The organism is Ferroplasma acidarmanus Fer1 (assembly GCF_000152265.2).
Classification (GTDB): Archaea; Thermoplasmatota; Thermoplasmata; order Thermoplasmatales; family Thermoplasmataceae; genus Ferroplasma; species Ferroplasma acidiphilum.
The window spans coordinates 192911-210715 of the sequence record NC_021592.1 but is presented as its reverse complement, the minus strand read 5'-3'; the positions used below and the strand labels follow the sequence as shown (position 1 = coordinate 210715).

The 17805-nt window shown below is 37.9% G+C and carries 14 protein-coding genes and 1 tRNA gene; 9 read left to right on the top strand and 6 right to left on the bottom strand.

Annotation, left to right across the window (positions count from 1 at the left end):
- Positions 1-7: 7 nt before the first annotated feature.
- Positions 8-91: transfer RNA gene (locus FACI_RS00825), tRNA-Ser, on the bottom strand.
- 17 nt (positions 92-108) lie between these two features.
- The gene (locus FACI_RS00820; protein WP_009886189.1) at positions 109-498 is read right to left on the bottom strand and encodes a CoA-binding protein; all 390 of its coding nucleotides are present in this window, start codon (positions 496-498) and stop codon (positions 109-111) included.
- 151 nt (positions 499-649) lie between these two features.
- Here FACI_RS00820 and FACI_RS00815 point away from each other — a divergent pair, with 151 nt between their 5' ends.
- From FACI_RS00815 to FACI_RS00805, 3 genes are all read left to right on the top strand, one after another.
- Positions 650-955, top strand: coding sequence for a transcription factor S (locus FACI_RS00815; protein WP_009886188.1), 306 nt, complete (start codon positions 650-652; stop codon positions 953-955).
- A 57-nt stretch (positions 956-1012) separates the two neighbouring features.
- A complete protein-coding gene (locus FACI_RS00810; RefSeq protein WP_009886187.1) occupies positions 1013-2386 on the top strand; it encodes a signal recognition particle protein Srp54 in 1374 nt (457 codons plus the stop codon).
- A gap of 297 nt (positions 2387-2683) precedes the next feature.
- Positions 2684-4333, top strand: coding sequence for a thiamine pyrophosphate-dependent enzyme (locus tag FACI_RS00805; protein ID WP_009886186.1), 1650 nt, complete (start codon positions 2684-2686; stop codon positions 4331-4333).
- 1 nt (position 4334) lies between these two features.
- On the opposite strand, the gene FACI_RS00800 is transcribed toward FACI_RS00805, so the two are convergent.
- Positions 4335-5525 (bottom strand): digeranylgeranylglycerophospholipid reductase, encoded by a 1191-nt coding sequence (locus FACI_RS00800; RefSeq protein WP_009886185.1) that lies wholly within the window; start codon positions 5523-5525, stop codon positions 4335-4337.
- Positions 5512-5721 (bottom strand): DUF362 domain-containing protein, encoded by a 210-nt coding sequence (locus FACI_RS00795; RefSeq protein WP_009886184.1) that lies wholly within the window; start codon positions 5719-5721, stop codon positions 5512-5514. The genes FACI_RS00800 and FACI_RS00795 overlap by 14 nt, the downstream gene beginning before the upstream one ends.
- Before the next feature lie 671 nt (positions 5722-6392).
- On the opposite strand from FACI_RS00795, the gene FACI_RS00790 reads away from it, so the two are divergent.
- The 4 genes from FACI_RS00790 (at position 6393) to FACI_RS00775 (ending at position 12221) form a co-directional block, all read left to right on the top strand.
- Entirely contained in the window at positions 6393-7535 is a 1143-nt protein-coding gene (locus FACI_RS00790; RefSeq protein WP_009886183.1) for an RAD55 family ATPase, read from the top strand.
- A 37-nt stretch (positions 7536-7572) separates the two neighbouring features.
- Positions 7573-9069 carry a glycosyltransferase family 2 protein gene (locus tag FACI_RS00785; RefSeq protein WP_187288954.1) on the top strand — a complete coding sequence of 499 codons (1497 nt, stop codon included), beginning with the start codon at positions 7573-7575 and terminating at the stop codon, positions 9067-9069.
- A 117-nt stretch (positions 9070-9186) separates the two neighbouring features.
- Positions 9187-10125, top strand: a complete 939-nt coding sequence (locus FACI_RS00780; RefSeq protein ID WP_009886181.1) for a hypothetical protein — start codon at positions 9187-9189, stop codon at positions 10123-10125.
- Between the two features lie 665 nt (positions 10126-10790).
- Entirely contained in the window at positions 10791-12221 is a 1431-nt protein-coding gene (locus tag FACI_RS00775) for an APC family permease (protein ID WP_009886178.1), read from the top strand.
- A 7-nt stretch (positions 12222-12228) separates the two neighbouring features.
- On the opposite strand, the gene FACI_RS00770 is transcribed toward FACI_RS00775, so the two are convergent.
- On the bottom strand, positions 12229-13722 hold the full coding sequence (locus tag FACI_RS00770) for an aldehyde dehydrogenase family protein (protein ID WP_009886177.1): 1494 nt from the start codon (positions 13720-13722) through the stop codon (positions 12229-12231).
- A 5-nt stretch (positions 13723-13727) separates the two neighbouring features.
- Entirely contained in the window at positions 13728-14972 is a 1245-nt protein-coding gene (locus tag FACI_RS00765) for an iron-containing alcohol dehydrogenase (RefSeq protein ID WP_009886176.1), read from the bottom strand.
- Positions 14973-15299: 327 nt separating this feature from the next.
- Here FACI_RS00765 and FACI_RS00760 point away from each other — a divergent pair, with 327 nt between their 5' ends.
- Together FACI_RS00760 and FACI_RS00755 are read left to right on the top strand one after the other, a co-directional pair.
- Positions 15300-15806: an inorganic diphosphatase gene (locus tag FACI_RS00760; RefSeq protein WP_009886175.1), complete on the top strand. Its 507-nt coding sequence runs from the start codon at positions 15300-15302 to the stop codon at positions 15804-15806.
- A 297-nt stretch (positions 15807-16103) separates the two neighbouring features.
- A complete protein-coding gene (locus FACI_RS00755) occupies positions 16104-17780 on the top strand; it encodes an APC family permease (RefSeq protein WP_009886174.1) in 1677 nt (558 codons plus the stop codon).
- Positions 17781-17805: the final 25 nt, after the last annotated feature.

Sequence of the window (17805 nt, the reverse complement as noted above, 5' to 3'; positions counted from 1 at the left end):
TTAAAAGCGCTGGGAGGGAGATTTGAACTCCCGAGCTATTTCTAGCAGTAGATTTCGAATCTACCGTCTTACCGGGCTAGGCTATCCCAGCTTAATCCAGTATTTCTATTATTTATTTAATTTTTGATGTTCTTTCTTCATGCATTTATCCATTATAACTTCCATTCCCATATCTATTGCAAGTTTTTTTGCATCTTCATTTACTATTCCTTCCTGCATCCATATGACCCTGGCTTTCCCCTTTGCATCTTTCACTATTTCTTCAACAAATTCAGGTTTGCGGAATATATCGACAACATCCACGTTTCCCTCAATGGACTTTACATCCTTATAAACCTTTTTTCCTTCCCAGTGTTCCAGCACAGGATTAACCGGAATTATGTTATATCCATTTCCCATGAGGTACTTTGAAACCTGATAGCTGGCCCTATCGGGCTTATCAGAAATACCTACGACAGCGATATCCCTGTATTTTTTCAATATTTCCTCTGCATTCATAATCAGGAATCGTTAAATTTATTATTAAAGGTATCTAAATCAAATTGTAATGTTACAGGCATATTGAAATAAAAAGAGTATGCATAAGATAGTTATCCATAGAAATCCAGCAACAAACAATATTTAAATATCGTTTTGAAATAAGGTATATATGTTCTGTTCTAAATGCGGTGCACTGATGACACCCTCAAGGGATAAATATATCTGCAATAGTTGTGGCAATGAAATTCCAAAAGCAGGAACAGCTGACCAGAAAATTATATCAAAGAGTTCAGATAAAGAAATTATAATGGTAGCCAAGGAAGTAAACGCGGAACCACTTGATAGCGATGCCGTGTGCCCGGTATGCCATCATACAGGAGCCTATTATCTCCTCAAGCAAACACGTTCTGCAGATGAACCTGAAACAAAGTTTTATACATGTGAGTCCTGCGGGCATAGATGGAGAGAGTATTGAATTATATTCTCTATAGAATTTTACAAAAAATTAAATAATATATTTTGATGTTTGCTTATGGTTCTAGACAATTTATCAGAGTCACTTAAGAGCATTATGCGTAAAATCTCCGGTTCAAGTTTTATTGACAAGGACACTATAAAGGAGGTCACAAAAGAAATTCAAAGAGCTTTATTAAAAGCTGATGTGAATGTTAAACTCGTATTAAAGTTAACCAATACAGTTCAGGAAAGGGCGTTAAATGAAAAGCCGCCTGCAGGCATGACAGCGCAGGATTATATTATACGTGTTATCTACGAAGAGCTTCTAAAAATACTCGGCACAGATTCAAATTTCGATCTTAAGCCCCAGACAATTATGCTTGTGGGTTTGTATGGAAACGGTAAAACAACAACAGCAGGAAAACTTGCCAGACTTTTTATGAAGAAAGGCTTATCCACGGGTCTGATAGCTGCTGATGTCCACAGGCCAGGTGCATTTGAACAACTCCAGCAGATTTCCGGGGATGTAAACTGTGGATTTTATGGTGAAAAGGAAGAAAAAAACGCCCTTAAAATAGTTCGAAACGGCATAAAGGAACTTGAAGACTTCAAAATAAAGATTATCGATACCAGCGGCAGGGATTCACTGGACCAGGAATTGATAGACGAAGTACATGAAATTAAGGAAAAAATCAATCCTGATACGGTGCTTTTTGTTATAGACGCAACACTTGGCCAGCAGGCTGGCCCTCAGGCAAAAACCCTGCACGATGCTGTAAACATAGATGGAGTAATTATTACAAAGATGGATGGTACTGGAAAGGCTGGTGGTGCGCTGAGTGCTGTCGCCGATATACAATCACCTGTCTATTTTATTGGAACCGGGGAACACATGGATGATATCCAGATATTTAATCCGAAAAAGTTCCTGTCAAGGCTACTGGGTATGGGTGATATAGATGCCCTTATGGAAGTAGTAAAGGAAACAAACATAACTGAAGAAGAAGCTGAAGCCTCACTGGATAAACTCATGTCAGGGAAATTTGATTTAAAGGATATGTATGATGTCTGGGAGAAATTTGCCAAGCCAGGGTTGCTTAAGAAATTCTTTGGAGCACTCCCACTTGGAAAAATGCCAGGAGGCAACAAACTTGACGAATCACAGCTGGACCAGGCAGATGAGAAATTAAGGCTTTACCGTGTAATACTCGATTCAATGACATTTTATGAACTGGAAAACCCGGATGTATTGAATGCAAAACGTATCAAAAGAATTGCTGCTGGCTCCGGGCAGGGTGAGAAAAACGTGCGCCAGTTGCTTAAAGAATATAACGCCATGAAGAAAAACATGAAAAGCATAAAAAAGAACAGAAATTTCAAGAAAATGCTAAAAACCCAGCTCAAAGGCGGGAATTTCAGCCTCGATGACCTGGAATCAAAAATGTTATAAAATTAAAATTTATTTTTTTATGCCAGAAACACATAAGCAAATAACTTGTATGCCTTGTATGTTCATTAAAATGTACAATGGAACCGGGTATGAAACTGTGTACCTGGTAGCAAACCAGTTAAATAAAACGGAAACATAATTCTAAAATATTAAATAGCACCCATTGTGCTAACCGGATATACTATAACACTGCCGATACCATTTGCCAGTCCTACCCGTATCATGGAGATTCCCGTTAAGAAGTTAATAAATGTATTAAACACAAGGATTTATAAAAGATAAAATTATTAATATATTATGCCAACTGTAGCCGATGTCATAATTAAAACACTCGTAAACTTCGGTGTAAAAAGAATATATGCAATTCCAGGGGATTCTCTAAATCCTATAATCGATGCAATACGGAGAAATAAAGATATAAAATATGTTCAGGTAAGGCATGAAGAAGGCGGTGCCCTCAGTGCTTCATATGAATCAAAATATACGGGGAATTTGGCAGCATGTATGGGAACTTCTGGCCCTGGTTCAATACATCTGCTAAATGGATTATATGATGCAAAAACGCAGCATGTTCCTGTAATAGCTTTAACAGGCCAGGTGGAAACAGAACTGTTGCATCATGATTATTTTCAGGAAGTAAACCTGGTTAAATTATTTGATGACGTTTCTGTCTTCAATGCAAGAATTATAACACCGGACAATGCACATTATTTAATATGGAAGGCCTGCAGAGAGGCTATAACGAAGAAAGGTGTAGGGCATATTGATATGCCTGTAGATATTTTAATGGAATCATGCAAAGAGGAGGACCTATCATATTACATAAATCCGGTAAATTATAACCCGGGCGGCCTGGATGAGGCTGTAAATTTGATTAATAATAGAAATAAACCGGTTATAATGATTGGTGGCGGTTCCAGAAACTATCGCGGAGAAATAGACGAATTTGCCGAAAAGATAGGAGCTCCGATAATATATTCATTGAACGGCAAGGGTGTGTTCAACGATACGGATAAAAAAGTGATGGGGGGCATCGGACTTCTGGGTACAAAGCCATCTATCAAAGCAATAGAAAAATCAGATTTAATAATATTCCTGGGTACCATATTCCCGTATACACAGTTTTTGAAAAATGTAGACAATATTCAGGTGAATACAAATATAGATGATTTGAATAAAATAATGAAGGCAAATTATTCTTATCTATGCGATATAAAATATTTCCTTGATAATATCAATGTAAATGAAAAAGATAAAAAATTCTATCAGGAAATGCAGGATGAAAAGGCAAAATGGTCGGAAGATATGGTCAGGCTCGCGAGCAACCATAAAAATCCCATAAGGGCTGAACTCTTAACAGATAAAATATCAAAGAAAATTGAAGACGATGCAATAATAATTACAGATACGGGCAATGTAACCCTGTGGTCAAACCGTTTTCTTAATGCTGGGAACAACAATAAGTTTTATTTTTCATCCTGGTTAGGAACCATGGGTTCCGGAATTCCCGGATCAGTAGGTCTTGCCTTTGCATCAGGGAAAAAAATTTGTGGACTGATAGGCGATGGCAGCTTTGCAATGACGGTAATGGAATTGATTACTATCAAAAAGTATAATCTGCCGGTTAAATTAATAGTGTATGATAACAGCATACTGGGCATGATTAAACTTGAGGAGGAGGTAATGGGATATCCGGAATACGGCGTGGACTTATATAATCCAGATTTCGCAAAGCTTGCAGAATCAATTGGCATTACAGGAATAAGAGTTGATACCGTCGAAGCACTGGATGCAGGGATTGATAAATTTTTTAAATGCGATGGGCCGGCAGTACTTGATGTTGTGACTGAAACAAATGAAACTCCTATGCCTCCAAAACTTAATTTCAAAGTTGCAGAAAAATATGTAACATCAATATTAAAAGAAAAATTAGAAACAAAAGATTAATTTAAATCAGGTCTTCCAGCTGTGAAACAAGTTCAGGATATTTCAGTTGAACTCCTTTCAATATTTCTTCAACAGATATACTTGTCATTTTCACGTCAGCAACAACGTCAACAAGCTTGTCCAGTGTCTCATCTGAAAGTGTACCCAATTTTTCCTTTGCAAACCAGTTTCTCAGATGCTTCCTCTCGAATTTGTCCTTTACCATGAGATCGTAATTCTTCATCATTTCTTCTGAAAAATCATTTTCATCAATCGCTTTCTTTGAGACCTGGGCTGCAAACTTTCCGGATATCATTCCGTTGGCTATACCGCCACCGGTAATAGGATCTATAAGCCTTGCTGCGTCTCCTATTGCAAGAAGACCCGGAAGGCTCATCTTATCCTTTACCTTATTAACTGAAACTCCGCCACTTATCTGCTGGATTATTCTACCCTTGCTATATGCAGGATGTGATTTAATCCAGGAATCAAGATAGTTTTTCACGTCAAGCCTGTCTTTCATCATTGTTATTGTTACGCCGATTCCAACATTAGCTTCATGCGGACCCTTTGGAAATACCCAGAGGTATCCTGCTGGTGCTATAGAGCCAAGATAGAAGTCTGTGAAATCCTCATTAGAATCAACGTTTTCCATCCTGTATTCCAGTGCAGATATTATATCATTCTTCTTCAAAATAGGTGATTTTAATCCAGCCCACCTTGAGAATTCACTTTCAAATCCATCTGCTGCTATTACCATCTTTGCACGTACTTCAACTTCTTCCCCGTTGTGCCTTATCTTTGCGCCAACAACCCTGTTCCCCTCTTTTATGACAGACATAGCAGGAGATTTTATCCATATATCTGCTCCTTCAGTTGCTGCAAGTGTGGCAATATGCTTGTCAAATTTATCTCTCTCAACAACAAATCCAACCTCATTCCCTGCACTCTCGGCGGTAAGCATAATAGGCTTTTTTTCCGACGGGCCATATATACGCGCTCCTTTGACTTCGTCTGATATCCAGTGTGCTTCCGGCTTTATATCTACTTCTGGCATCCATGCTTTTGAAATTCCTTCACCGCATCTTACCGGTGACCCTATGTCTGGCCTTTTTTCAACAAGCAACGTTTTCAATCCGTATCTTGATGCATATCTTGCAGCAGAACTTCCTGCTGGACCTGCACCTATTACAAGAACATCATAGTTTAGCATGGAACCACTCCGCTGATATTGCCCCGGTAGGGCATCCAATTACACAAAATTCGCATTTTATGCATTTATCCTCATTTATAGCTATTACGGTCTCATCTAAATTAATCGCGTCTGTGGGGCACATTCCAACGCAGGCTCCGCAATAGTCGCAAAGCCCTCTGTCCACATCCATCTCGCTCTTAACTTTCACTTCCATAAGCGTAAAAGCTACATACCTATATCTATTTTTTGCTTTTGACTATAACAGTCAATAGTCATTAGTTCATTCCTGTTTATTATAGAATTTATTTGATTTTTCTGATACTACCTGAAGGTTTATATTATACACGGTATAGCAGTGTCAATTCTATATACCTGTTTCAGTGCATAATGCAGTTTCTATATCAAAATAACTTATAGACAATGATTATATTGCATATACCGGCAAAAATTCCTCCGGCATATAATTGTAAAGAGAGCATATTTAAATAAATTTACAGTTATATCTGAAAAAAATGATATTGTAGATATATATTTTACCTATCATCTGGATAATGTGATTAAAATCAATTCCAACACAACGGGTATATTTACGGGCAGATGCTGATGAAATTAGGGGAAGAATAATTTCTACTTCTTCCAAAACCAGCCCAACTAAATGATGGAATATTTAAAATCAGGATTTCCATAGTTAATATAGTTTTATATTAAAAATTTTATTCGATAGAAACAATATCGAAATTTCGAGACGAATGGATTACCTGGTTTATAAACTTTATGAATCTAAAATATTTATAAGAGATTTTCTTTGATAATACAGGGTTATTTAATGATATTTATCTATGTTTTTTAAAAAAATTTATATGCCTATTTGAAATAGGACACCTATTGATAAAACTGGATGATGATATCCTGGCGCAAATTGCCTTGCAAAAATTTCAATTTGATATACACAAAGTTAAGGTAGTTGGGGGAATGGCAGTTCAGGGTGCATCTGGATTAAGTTATAAATTTGATTATATAATTGCTTCAGGGGAAGATAAAATCGCCGTAAAGCTTGCAAATTCAGATATCACAACGAATGATATCATGGTTTTTAATTCCCAGGCTACAGATGCAGGCATTGCAAGAAAAATTTTAATAAGTGAAATTGAACTTGGCGAGTACGTAAAAAAAATGTGCAACATTTACGGTATTATAATATCAGACCCAAGAGAAATCGCCACACCGGATGCTTTCCGTGCAAGATTTGGAATTCCTATCCTCGATGCGAAATTATCCGGAGGGCTCAGGCCCGGGTATGTGTATATGATATCTGGCAAACCCGGTGTGGGTAAAACAACACTCTCAAGTACCTTTCTCTCATACGGTGCCAGTATCGGTGAAAAGGGTTTGATGATACTTACCGATACTTTCCCTGACCAATTTATTGATAATATACGTACAATGAATATCGGATTTGCAGAGGCATACAAAGATAGAAAAATAGAGGTAATGGAGATTTCCGACCAGATACGGTCAATGAAATCTGATATATCCCAGGGAAAAGCAGATTCCAGAAAATTTATCACAAAACTGGTCACAGAACTAAAGAAAATTATTATTTCCAAAGATATTAAACGTGTTGTTATAGACCCGATCACGCTCCTTATTATACCTGATGATGATTTTGTTAACCTCCTCTTAAATAGCATGGCGATCAAAGGAGTCACAATATTAATTACAAGTGGTTTGAGGAATAGCAATTTAAGCATTTTTGGCATTGAAGAATATTACACCACAGGCATTATAAAACTTGAATATAGACCGCAGAATGATATAAGTACCAGAACCGGAAGCATAATAAAAATGAGGGGCACTGCCTTCGATCCAAATCCATTTGACTTTAAAATTACTGCGGACGGCATAGTGCCTTTGAGCAATATTAAAATGCCAGAACCGGAAGCAACAAAATCAAATCAGGAAGCTATTGAAGGCAACTCACCAGAAAATCCCACTTCAGATGACAGCCTATTTAGAAGCACAAGGTGATAATCTGGGCAGACGAACTGTTATTTTTGTAAATATAATGAGTATACTCTCTATAGTTTTCATAATCATCGGTATTGCTTCAGCTTTATATTCGGCATTGGTTTTAAAGAATGGCACTACTTTTGATTATATATTCACCGCGTGGTTCTGGATTGCAAGCGTGTTTTTTGGGATTCAAAGTATAACATACTTTCTATCCTTCCACCGTAGTGTTACTGACTATACAGATACAATACATGATTCTTATGTACCTGGGCTTCGTGGCAAAGTAGCTGTCCTTGTACCTATTTTCAATGAAGAAGAGGAAATGGTAATTACTAATCTGGTAGCCATTTATTCCAACGCGGGAGAAGACTCTGATATATATGTCCTTGACGATTCAACACGTGGCGATTCTGCTCCCATAATAGATTTATGCCGGAAACTGGGGATGAAATACATACACCGTGAAAATAGAAATGGATACAAGGCCGGTGCATTGAATAATGTCCTTAAAACACTGGAAGTGCCATATGTTGCAGTAATTGATATAGACCAGACGCCGGCTCCTGATTTTCTACGGGAGACTACAGCTGTACTGGCAAAGGATCCAAAAATAGGGTTTATCCAGGTTCCACAGGTATACTCAAATATTGATTCAAGCATCCTAGCAGAGATAGCACAGGCCCAGCAATTCATATTTTATGACATACTCACGGAAGGTAAAAGTGTAGCAGGCACATTATTCTCCTGTGGCACAAATGTAGTGTATAATCTAGATGCGTTGAAGTCAGTAGGTTATTTTGATGAGAATAACATAGTTGAAGATATAGCCACATCTGTTAACATGGCAATAAATGGATGGACCGGTGTATATTACAATAAAAAGTTAGTGTTTGGGCGGGCTCCGGTAACGATGCAGGGGTACATTAATCAGCAATGGAGATGGATGTATGGTTCGCTGTCTTTAATGCCAAAAATTGTCAAAAAAATCCTTTTAAGCAGAAAATTTTCGCCGAAACAGAAATTAGACTGGTTTGCAACATCAACATGGTATATCTTCGGCTGGTTTTATCTAATTTTCCTCCTTTCTCCGATACTTGAAATTGTTGGAATACGGGTTCTGACAATAAACAGTCTTCTTTACCTTCTTGCCTGGTTGCCATATACCATACTTCTCATGACAACATTTACCCTTTCCCAGGTATCTAAAAAGGCACCATTAAGGTTTGTCTTCTATAATATGGCCGCAAATCTCCTGATATTCCCTCTGAGCATTTCTACTTCAATCAGTGTGTTACTGAAAAAATCCAAACCATTTACAACAGCCAGAACAGGCGGAAACATTCCTCTGTACCGTTTCTGGCCACAGTTCACAATTCTAATCCTCCTGCCTCTTGCTGCAATTTATCTCATTTTACAGCACAACACCTTTTCATATATTACTGCGTTCTGGGCGTTTTTTCAGTTCACACTTCTCATGCCGGTATTCTGGTTAAATAAAACCCCACGTGCATCATCAATGGACGATCCTGCCTTCAAAAATTCTATGTAGGTTTGTATTCATTTAATTTGGCGGATTCCAGAAGCGTTTACACGGCCTAGCAATTTTAAGGCTGATAATTTAGCCATTAAAAGAATATTTTTATATATTCATATGTTATAGAAATTAATGAAACCGGTTAATTTTGATCAAAAGCTTTCAAAATATTTTGATATTTCTATAAATTTTAACTCCCGGCAAATAGCATTGTTCCGTGCAACCGGGTATAACGGTGCGGGCAGCCTTATTAGGGATGGCCATGATTTCCTTTTTAATCTTTTTATCCCGAAATCAGATGATATTACAGCCTTAAAACCGTTCTTTCAACTGGTTGATATAGAAGAGAAGGCGCGTTATTATTTTTACAGTGAAAAAATTCAAGATCCTTACTTATCAGGATTTTTAGGAGACCTTGATAGCATAACCGGGCTGGTAATCAGTTATGCTGGTATTGAATCTGGCAAATTGAAATTACAAGGTTTTATGCATACAAACTCTGAGACAGATTTTTCTAATTTATTGAGCAAGTATAACTATATGCAGGTAAACATTGAAAAACTAACCTTTAAGCCATCCATGGGCTTTTATGATTTTATGAAGAATATGGGGATTCCACTTAAAAGTATCACCATAAGCCTTCCTATGTCTGAATTCTCGCAGTACCAGATAATCAAAGTATTGAAAGGCACTAATACAGTAATTCAGTACGTAGACAACATCACCAAAGGTGGGAAGTTCAGGATTATCCTTTATTCTGATAGTAATCTGGGTGAGGTTGAAGGCATTAAAGTTATATCAGACACTGACCACATATATGAAACCAGTATAGACGAAAGTATATTGGTGCTGTTTGCATCAAACGTCATAAAGAATAATATAACATCAAATTTTACATTTATGTATGAAAGTGAAGATAAGTTATTATTAAATTTTATCGTTCCAGAATTCATGGCAAAAGAATACTTTAGGCTTATAGTAGATACTGAAATCGATTTAAAAAATTTTGAATGGGTTACTCTGGAATCCTATGGAGATTTAGACAATTTTGAACGGTTATTTAATCAGTGATAGTAGACATGCCCCTTATTGTAAAATCAATTATCCACCAGTGTTTATTAAATTAACATTTAAATGGATAATAAAAATAGTAGTGCATATCAACCGGAGCCAATATATGATAGCAAGTGTCATGTCCCTGAATGGGGATATAAAGCCACACGATAGTGGTAATCTTATGTTAACAGAATATATAATATCAGCCAGGGAGGATCATGGTATATAATGTTGGAAGAAGAGAATGGAACATAGAAGAAAAACTTGCAATAATTAAATAGATTGAAAATGCAGGATAAATAAAAAGAGTTATGGTGTATTTAGATTGGATAGCATTAGGCCTGATGCGGCAAGGATAGGTACTGATATAAGGAAGATGAAGGCTGGAAATGAAAAGCTTAAGAAAATGCTTGCACAGAAAGAGCTGAATAATTCCTGATTAATTGACCTTAAAAATATTATACTTACACAATATCTAGATCAGAAATTCCTCAACCTCCTCTGTTGATTAAGCATAAACAATTGATTATATGTTGCAGGATAAAAAGAAAGATTCATCGCGCATTTCATATCTGTGATTCATAACAATTTAAACGTTTTGACATACTATGTATGCTAAGACTTAACAATTTCTAATATGTTTTTGTCAATGTTTATATATAATTAAAAATTATATTCGAATGGATACTAATGAACCTGTACTTGAATCTAAATTTCAACTGAAAAAAGGTGCAGTAGGAAAATGGCATGCTGTTTTTCAGGCATATACACATGTTGCACCCTCAGGAGATATCGGAATATTGCTTACAGGTGTTGCACTTTTTGCACTTGGAGCATCGCCTCTGGCTGTGTTATTATCATGGGTCATTTATCTCTTAATGGTCAATACCAATTATAGATTTAGCCAGAGGGTTTCACATGCTGGAGGGTATTATGCAATTGGTGGACACGGAATGGGCGGCTTTTATGGGTTTATGAATGGCTGGATATACCTTCTTGATGAAATGATAATTTATCCAAGTTTCGGCCTTCTAGGTTTTGCGTCAGTCATATTCCTATTGAGTCCTGCAATATCTTCAATACCATTCATCTGGGTGCCATTGATACTTATTCCCTTCGCAACCGGATTACTGTTTAACTATTTCGGCATAAAGCCCTCCCTGGTTTATCTACTTATTACTGCCACAGTTGAGGTTATATTCCTTCTGTCAACAAGCTGGTATATTATATTTACAATGGGGCCTGCAAATACTTTAAGCGTGTTTTCCCTTTCAGGGATTAATGTAATTCCATTTATCTTTGCGCTGTTATACGGCATAGAAGCTTATGGTGGGCTAGGTACAGTTATTGGCATCAGCGAGGAAACAAAACAGTCTAAACTCAATATTCCAAGGGCCATAATAATAGCAGCAATACTTGCAGGAGCAACACTTATTTCAGCCATGTATGCCCTGACAATAGCATGGGGACCTACCAGCATGACTAGCTATGCAACATCGCCTGATCCGGGATTAATTATATGGCATAGGTTCTTCGGACTTCCAGGAGAGATAATACTCCTGTTCTTCATACTTAATGGCTACATTGCATACACTGTTGCGAATCCTATAGTGCAGTCCAGAGTTATCTATGCCATGGCACGTGATGGAGTTTTTCCCAGGTGGTTCGCAGTCACTCATAAAAAATATAAAACACCATACCGTGCGGTCATTCTCGTATCCATTATAGCACTTATTGTTTCCATGGGATTGTCATTTCCATTCGGACCATTTAACGCCGCAATTATAACAGGAGCCATGGCGGGGATAGGACTGGTATCGGCACATGCAATGTCAAGCCTTGCTTATATAAGATATGCAAGGAAAGACAATAAAATTAAGTATAGTATTGTCAAGGATGCAATAATACCCTTAGCCTCCCTTATAATCCTAATCCCAATTATCATATTTGCATTTGATGAACTGACGTGGCCTTATATCCTATCGCCTATTCTGGCTGGATTATGGGTTCTGGGTGCGTTTATATTTGGATTATACCTGTATAAAAATAAGAGAAAAGACCTGAAGAATGCAGGGTCAGAAGATTTTTCCGAGGTAATTACCACGGATTAATATATTATTATCCTTTGAATATTTGATCATACCAGTCTTTTCTTACTTTCCCTGTTAGATCGAAGTATACATGTTTTATATATGTAAATTCCTCTAGAGAATAGGGTGATAAGGATGCTCCATGACCACTTTCCTTATATCCTGCCCATGGCATTTCAGAAGGCACCACAACATGTTCATTGACCCAGACTGTTCCGAATCTTAAATCCCTTGTTGCTCTCATGGCTGTGGTAATATCCGATGTCCATACAGAGGACCCGAGCCCATAGGTAACGTCGTTGCTTCTTCTTATTGCATCATTATAGTCTTTAAATTTTAATATGGTAAATACCGGGCCAAATATCTCCTCTTTTACAATTGCAGAATCCTCATTCTCTGTGTAAATAAGTGCAGGGTTTATGTAATAACCTTTTTTGTGGCCCGGTATCTCAGGCCTCTCTCCACCTGAAAGCAATTTTCCGCCTTCTTTAATCCCTTTTTCTATATATCCTTCAACCCTTTCTCTCTGGGTTTCAGATATTAATGGCCCCATATCAGTTGACGGGTCCATGGGGTCTCCAATTCTTAATTTCTGTATCCTTTTTTTCAACAGGGAAACGAATTTATCGAACACCTCTTCCTGTATATAATACCTTGTTGAGTTTGCACAATCCTGGCCGTTGTTTACCAATCCGCCTACAATGGCACTTTCAACCGCAGCATCTATATTGGCATCTTTGAAAACTATAAACGGTGCTTTTCCCCCAAGTTCCAGTGAAACTTTTTTTAAATTGGAAGCAGCAAGTACTGACAGGCGTTTTCCAACCTCTGTGCTACCGGTAAATGCTATCATGTCCAGCTTTTCGCTTTTTGCCATTTCCTCCCCGACAGAGCTGCCTGGCCCAGTAATCACATTGAATACCCCATCCGGAACTCCTGCTTCTTTCAGTATATCCGCAAGCATAAGTGTTGTCAGTGGTGTATAGCTAGCCGGTTTTACCACGACAGAATTGCCCATTGCAAGGGCAGGAAAAGCTCTCCAAACAACCATCATTAATGGATAATTCCATGGTGTTATAATGCCAATAGCCCCTATGGGCTCACGCCTTATTGCACTTGTCCCATCTGCAACATATTCATTCATTGCTTTCCCTTCAAGCGTCCTGCAGGCACCTGCTAGGAAGCGTATGTTGTCTACAGTATATGGAATATCATAACCGGATATCTGTTTTATACTTTTTCCGGAGTTCTCAGTTTCAACTTTAATAAATTTATCCTGGTTCTTCTCTATAAGATCCGCCACTTTTAGAAGGACATTTGACCTGTCTCCGGGGGTGGCCCTGCTCCAGATTCCTGAGTCAAATGAGTTTCTTGCTGCGTCTATAGCTTTCCCGACATCATCTCTGGATGCGGATTGGACACTGGCAACAGGCAATCCTGTAGATGGATTCAGTACTTTCAGAACCTGGTTCTCTGATGATTCTACCCATTCACCGCCAATAAACATTTTATATGTTTCCATAGTAATTACCTTACCTGGTTTTCCAGTGTACCATCATACATATTCTGTATTAGCCTGATAGAATTTTCTTTTGTGAGCCTCCTGGGATTAAATCTGGGGAGATCGTAGAGTTTCTGCCTTGATGAAAATATATAATCACCAAATTTTTCAATATCAGATGCTGGGAAATTTATATCCTTCAGCGTTGTAGGCATTTCCAGGTCTTCAAGCAGCTGGATTATTGCCGGTGGAATTTTTGATGCTACGGCCCTTGCCGATTCTCCTTTATAACGTATATTGAATATTCTGGCCAGTGAGCCTATCTTGTTATAGGCAGCAGATATGTTGAAATCCAGTATGTATGGCAGTGCCATGCCTACTGCAACGCCGTGAATTGCTCCATATTTTGGCCCAAAAGCTTCGCCAAGGCAATGCCCGAGAACCGCCGGGCCGGCTACCCACGGGAAAGTGATCACCATTCCACCAAGCATAGCGGACATTGACATTGCCGATCTTGCCTCCATATTAGAAGGGTCATTGTAGGCTGTCCGTAAATTTCTAAAAATTAATGACGCAGCCTTTGTGGCCATGCCATCAGAAATAGGATTAGCCTCTTTGCTGATTAACCCCTCTATATTGTGCGCAAGGGCATCCATCCCACTCGCTGCAGTAGTCCGTGGTGGTGCGCTGACATTCAGTACAGGATCTACTATTGCAGTATCTGCAAGAAGGTTGCTGCTGGCCGCCCATGTTTTATACATAGATTCCCTGTTTATAACAACGGACATGTTTGAAACTTCGCTTCCTGTACCGCCAGTTGTGGGTATCAGAATCTTGGGAAGCCCCGGATTTTTAAATTTATCCTCGACCGGCGTTAAGTATTCCGCAGGCTCTCCCTTATTGGTTACCATAGATGCCACCATCTTGCTGGTATCAAGGACACTTCCTCCACCTACTGCAACTACCGAGTCAAATTTTCCATTGCTTCTCGCAAATTCCACCGCATTCACGATGTTCTCCATTGTAGGTTCATTGGAAATTTTATCATAAACTTCGTACTTTATCTGAAATTTGGAAAGTGATGTTTCAATGTCGTTCAGTAACCCGAATTTGTAAACATTAGGATCAGTTACAATTAGGGTATTTTTCTTTTCTATTTCTTTTAATTGTTCGCCAACGCGCATAGATTGCCACTCACCGAATAAAATACGTTTCACCTGGTCAAATTTCAATTCTTTATTATAAGCATATGCGTTTTCAAAATCATCCATTAAAATATATATTAAATGTGAATATAATTTTTTTGTTTGGAACTATGGCAGTCATTGACTGTATGTAATAAATCTGAATTCGTTATGGCGGTTCTGGAAATACTGGATTTGCAATACAATAGCCCGGATAACAATTGGGGTGTATAGAAAAATATCTAAAAGTACAGCAATTTTCTGTATCCACATCCCAATGGGGCAGACAATCAATGACCGGCATAGGTTTGGAATCTGATACCTCACTGAAAAATAATTAAAATGATGGCATGGTCAATTACGAAAATCCTAAAATTTAGATAATATTTATATTAAATAGAGCAATAACAAAATATGAAATTTAATGTGCAGACAGAAAATTTCCCTGACTCTTTCTATGTCTTTATAGAAATTCCCCAGGGAGGAAACACAAAGCTTGAATATAAATTTGATGTAGAAAATATAGTTTTAGATCGAATACTTTTTACATCAATGGTATACCCGACAAATTACGGGTTTGTGCTTAACACAAAAGCAAAGGATGAGGATCCGCTTGATGTCCTTGTTATTTCATCTGTACCTATGCCTTCTGGTGCCATAGTTAAATGCAGGGCTATCGGCATAGCTGAAATGAGCGATGAGGAAGGTTCTGACAATAAGGTTATAGCGGTACCACTGGATAAGGTGGACCCGATGTCTAAAGAATACACTGACATAAAGGATGTCCCTGATGCCGTTAAAGATAAGATAAAGCATTTCTTCCAGCACTATAAAGAACTGGAAAAGGGCAAATTTATGACCTTCCATGATTTCAAAGGAAAAGATGAGGCCATAAAGCAAATTAAAGAATCACTTCTTTGATAAATTAATCTAATTCCAATAAAATATCTCTCTATTTTGTTATTTTTATATTTTCAGATGGTAATTCCCTGGTCGCTTAAAGAATTTTTAGATACGTATTCAAAAAATTTCTATACTGTTGTTCAGTACATGTAATATAAATTTACCCTTTCATTTTCGCATAATATTCTAAAACCAATCCTTTAAAATAACCATATTTTTATAATTTTTCAATTATGCAAATTTTCGATGATTTAAGTCCACATATATATTCTTTTTCATGAATATTTAAATATAAATATGCACTAAACAACTATTATGGAAAACTCTAATACTATGAAACACAATATAATAAAACGAAAACCAAGACTTAAAAAAGACCTGACATTTAATCAAATGCTTATGGTCGGTCTTGTAGGTGCATTTGGTAATGGAGCTTTGTTTGGAACAGTTGCTATGATAACTATAGCAGGGCCTGAAGCAATTCTGGCATTTATACTGGGTGCCGCTATATATTCCCTGATAGGATTGACATACATGGAACTTGGTGTTACCTACCCGGAGGCGGGTGGCCCAACAAGGTATTCAATTTATACACATGGGCGATGGACAAACATCATAAATGCCATGTCCGATATTATCTGGTATCTGTTTATACCGCCGGTTGAAGTAATTTCCATAATAGCAGGTATAAATTATTTTGACCCCATTTTTCTGGCCGCCAGCGGGGCTCCCACATATACCGGTGTGGCACTGGGGCTTGCACTTATGCTCGGCTTAATTCCATTTAACTATTATGGTATAAAGCAGTTCGGAAAATCTACGCTATATACAGGTGCTGTTAAAATATTCTTTTACCTGTCAATGTCGCTTGGATTAGTATTTTTTGCCTTTGATTACGCCAATTTCTACAAATATGGCTTCGCCCCATACGGAGTTGCTATTCCTCTATTCTCTATAATGCCATACGCAATGTATGATTTCGGTGCAATACGGGTAATACCTGACCTCGCTGAAGAAACAAATAACAGAAGCAAAATGCCAAGGGCAATAGGAATGGTTCTATTATTTGAAACATTAATATATATCAGTGTAGCCTTTGCTCTCACAATGGGGACAAACTGGTCACTTATTGGTGTAATACCCGGGAACTTCCTGGGCGTGCAGGCGGCTTTCCATGGGGATAATCCATTTTTCTTGCTGTCCAAGCCATTCCCATTTGTATTTATAGCTGCTGTAATAACAGGAGTGCTAACTCCATTTGTTACCGGTTACATTTACCTGGGTTCAGGAACCAGGGTTCTTTTCTCCATGGGAAGATCTGGCTATATGTCAAATAAATTAAAAAGCATCGAAAGCAAGCATTCGGTACCATTGTGGTCTTTAATTATATTCGCGGTAGTTGGTGTAGTGCTTGTATTTGTGACTGCGCCTGTACCAAGCATATATACCTTTATAGACGATGCAACTGCAGCAGGTTACATCGGGCTGATAACTAATCCAATCGCCCTTATGGTAACAAGGAGGCAGGGAATAACAAAGAAGAAAGATATGGTACGTGGAATGAGTATCATAGCGCCACTTGCTACAGCCGGTTCAGCCCTAATCGTGTTCTGGACAGGATGGCCATCTGAACCCTATGCTGTAATACTCATAGCTGCTGGTGCAGTACTGTTCGGTGCCCTTTCAAAGGTAAAAATAGGTGCAAAAAATGCCCTGTGGTATGTATTCTTTATAGGATTCGCAACTTTTATGGTTGCTACAAGCCACGATGGATTGACATCTGCTGTATTTCCGCAATACTTTACATACCTGCAGGGAACTATCATAACCTTTATAGTGGGACTCTTTGTAATATATCCGCTTGGTGTGCTGTCTGGCTTTAAAAAGCAATTTATACACAAGGACTTTACTGAGCAACTCTACACAAAACAGGGTGAAGCCGATTGGAAAGATAGCCAGAATAGTAAACCGGAAGTGGAAGAGTCCCAGTAAAAATTTAAATTTTTTAGTATTTTAT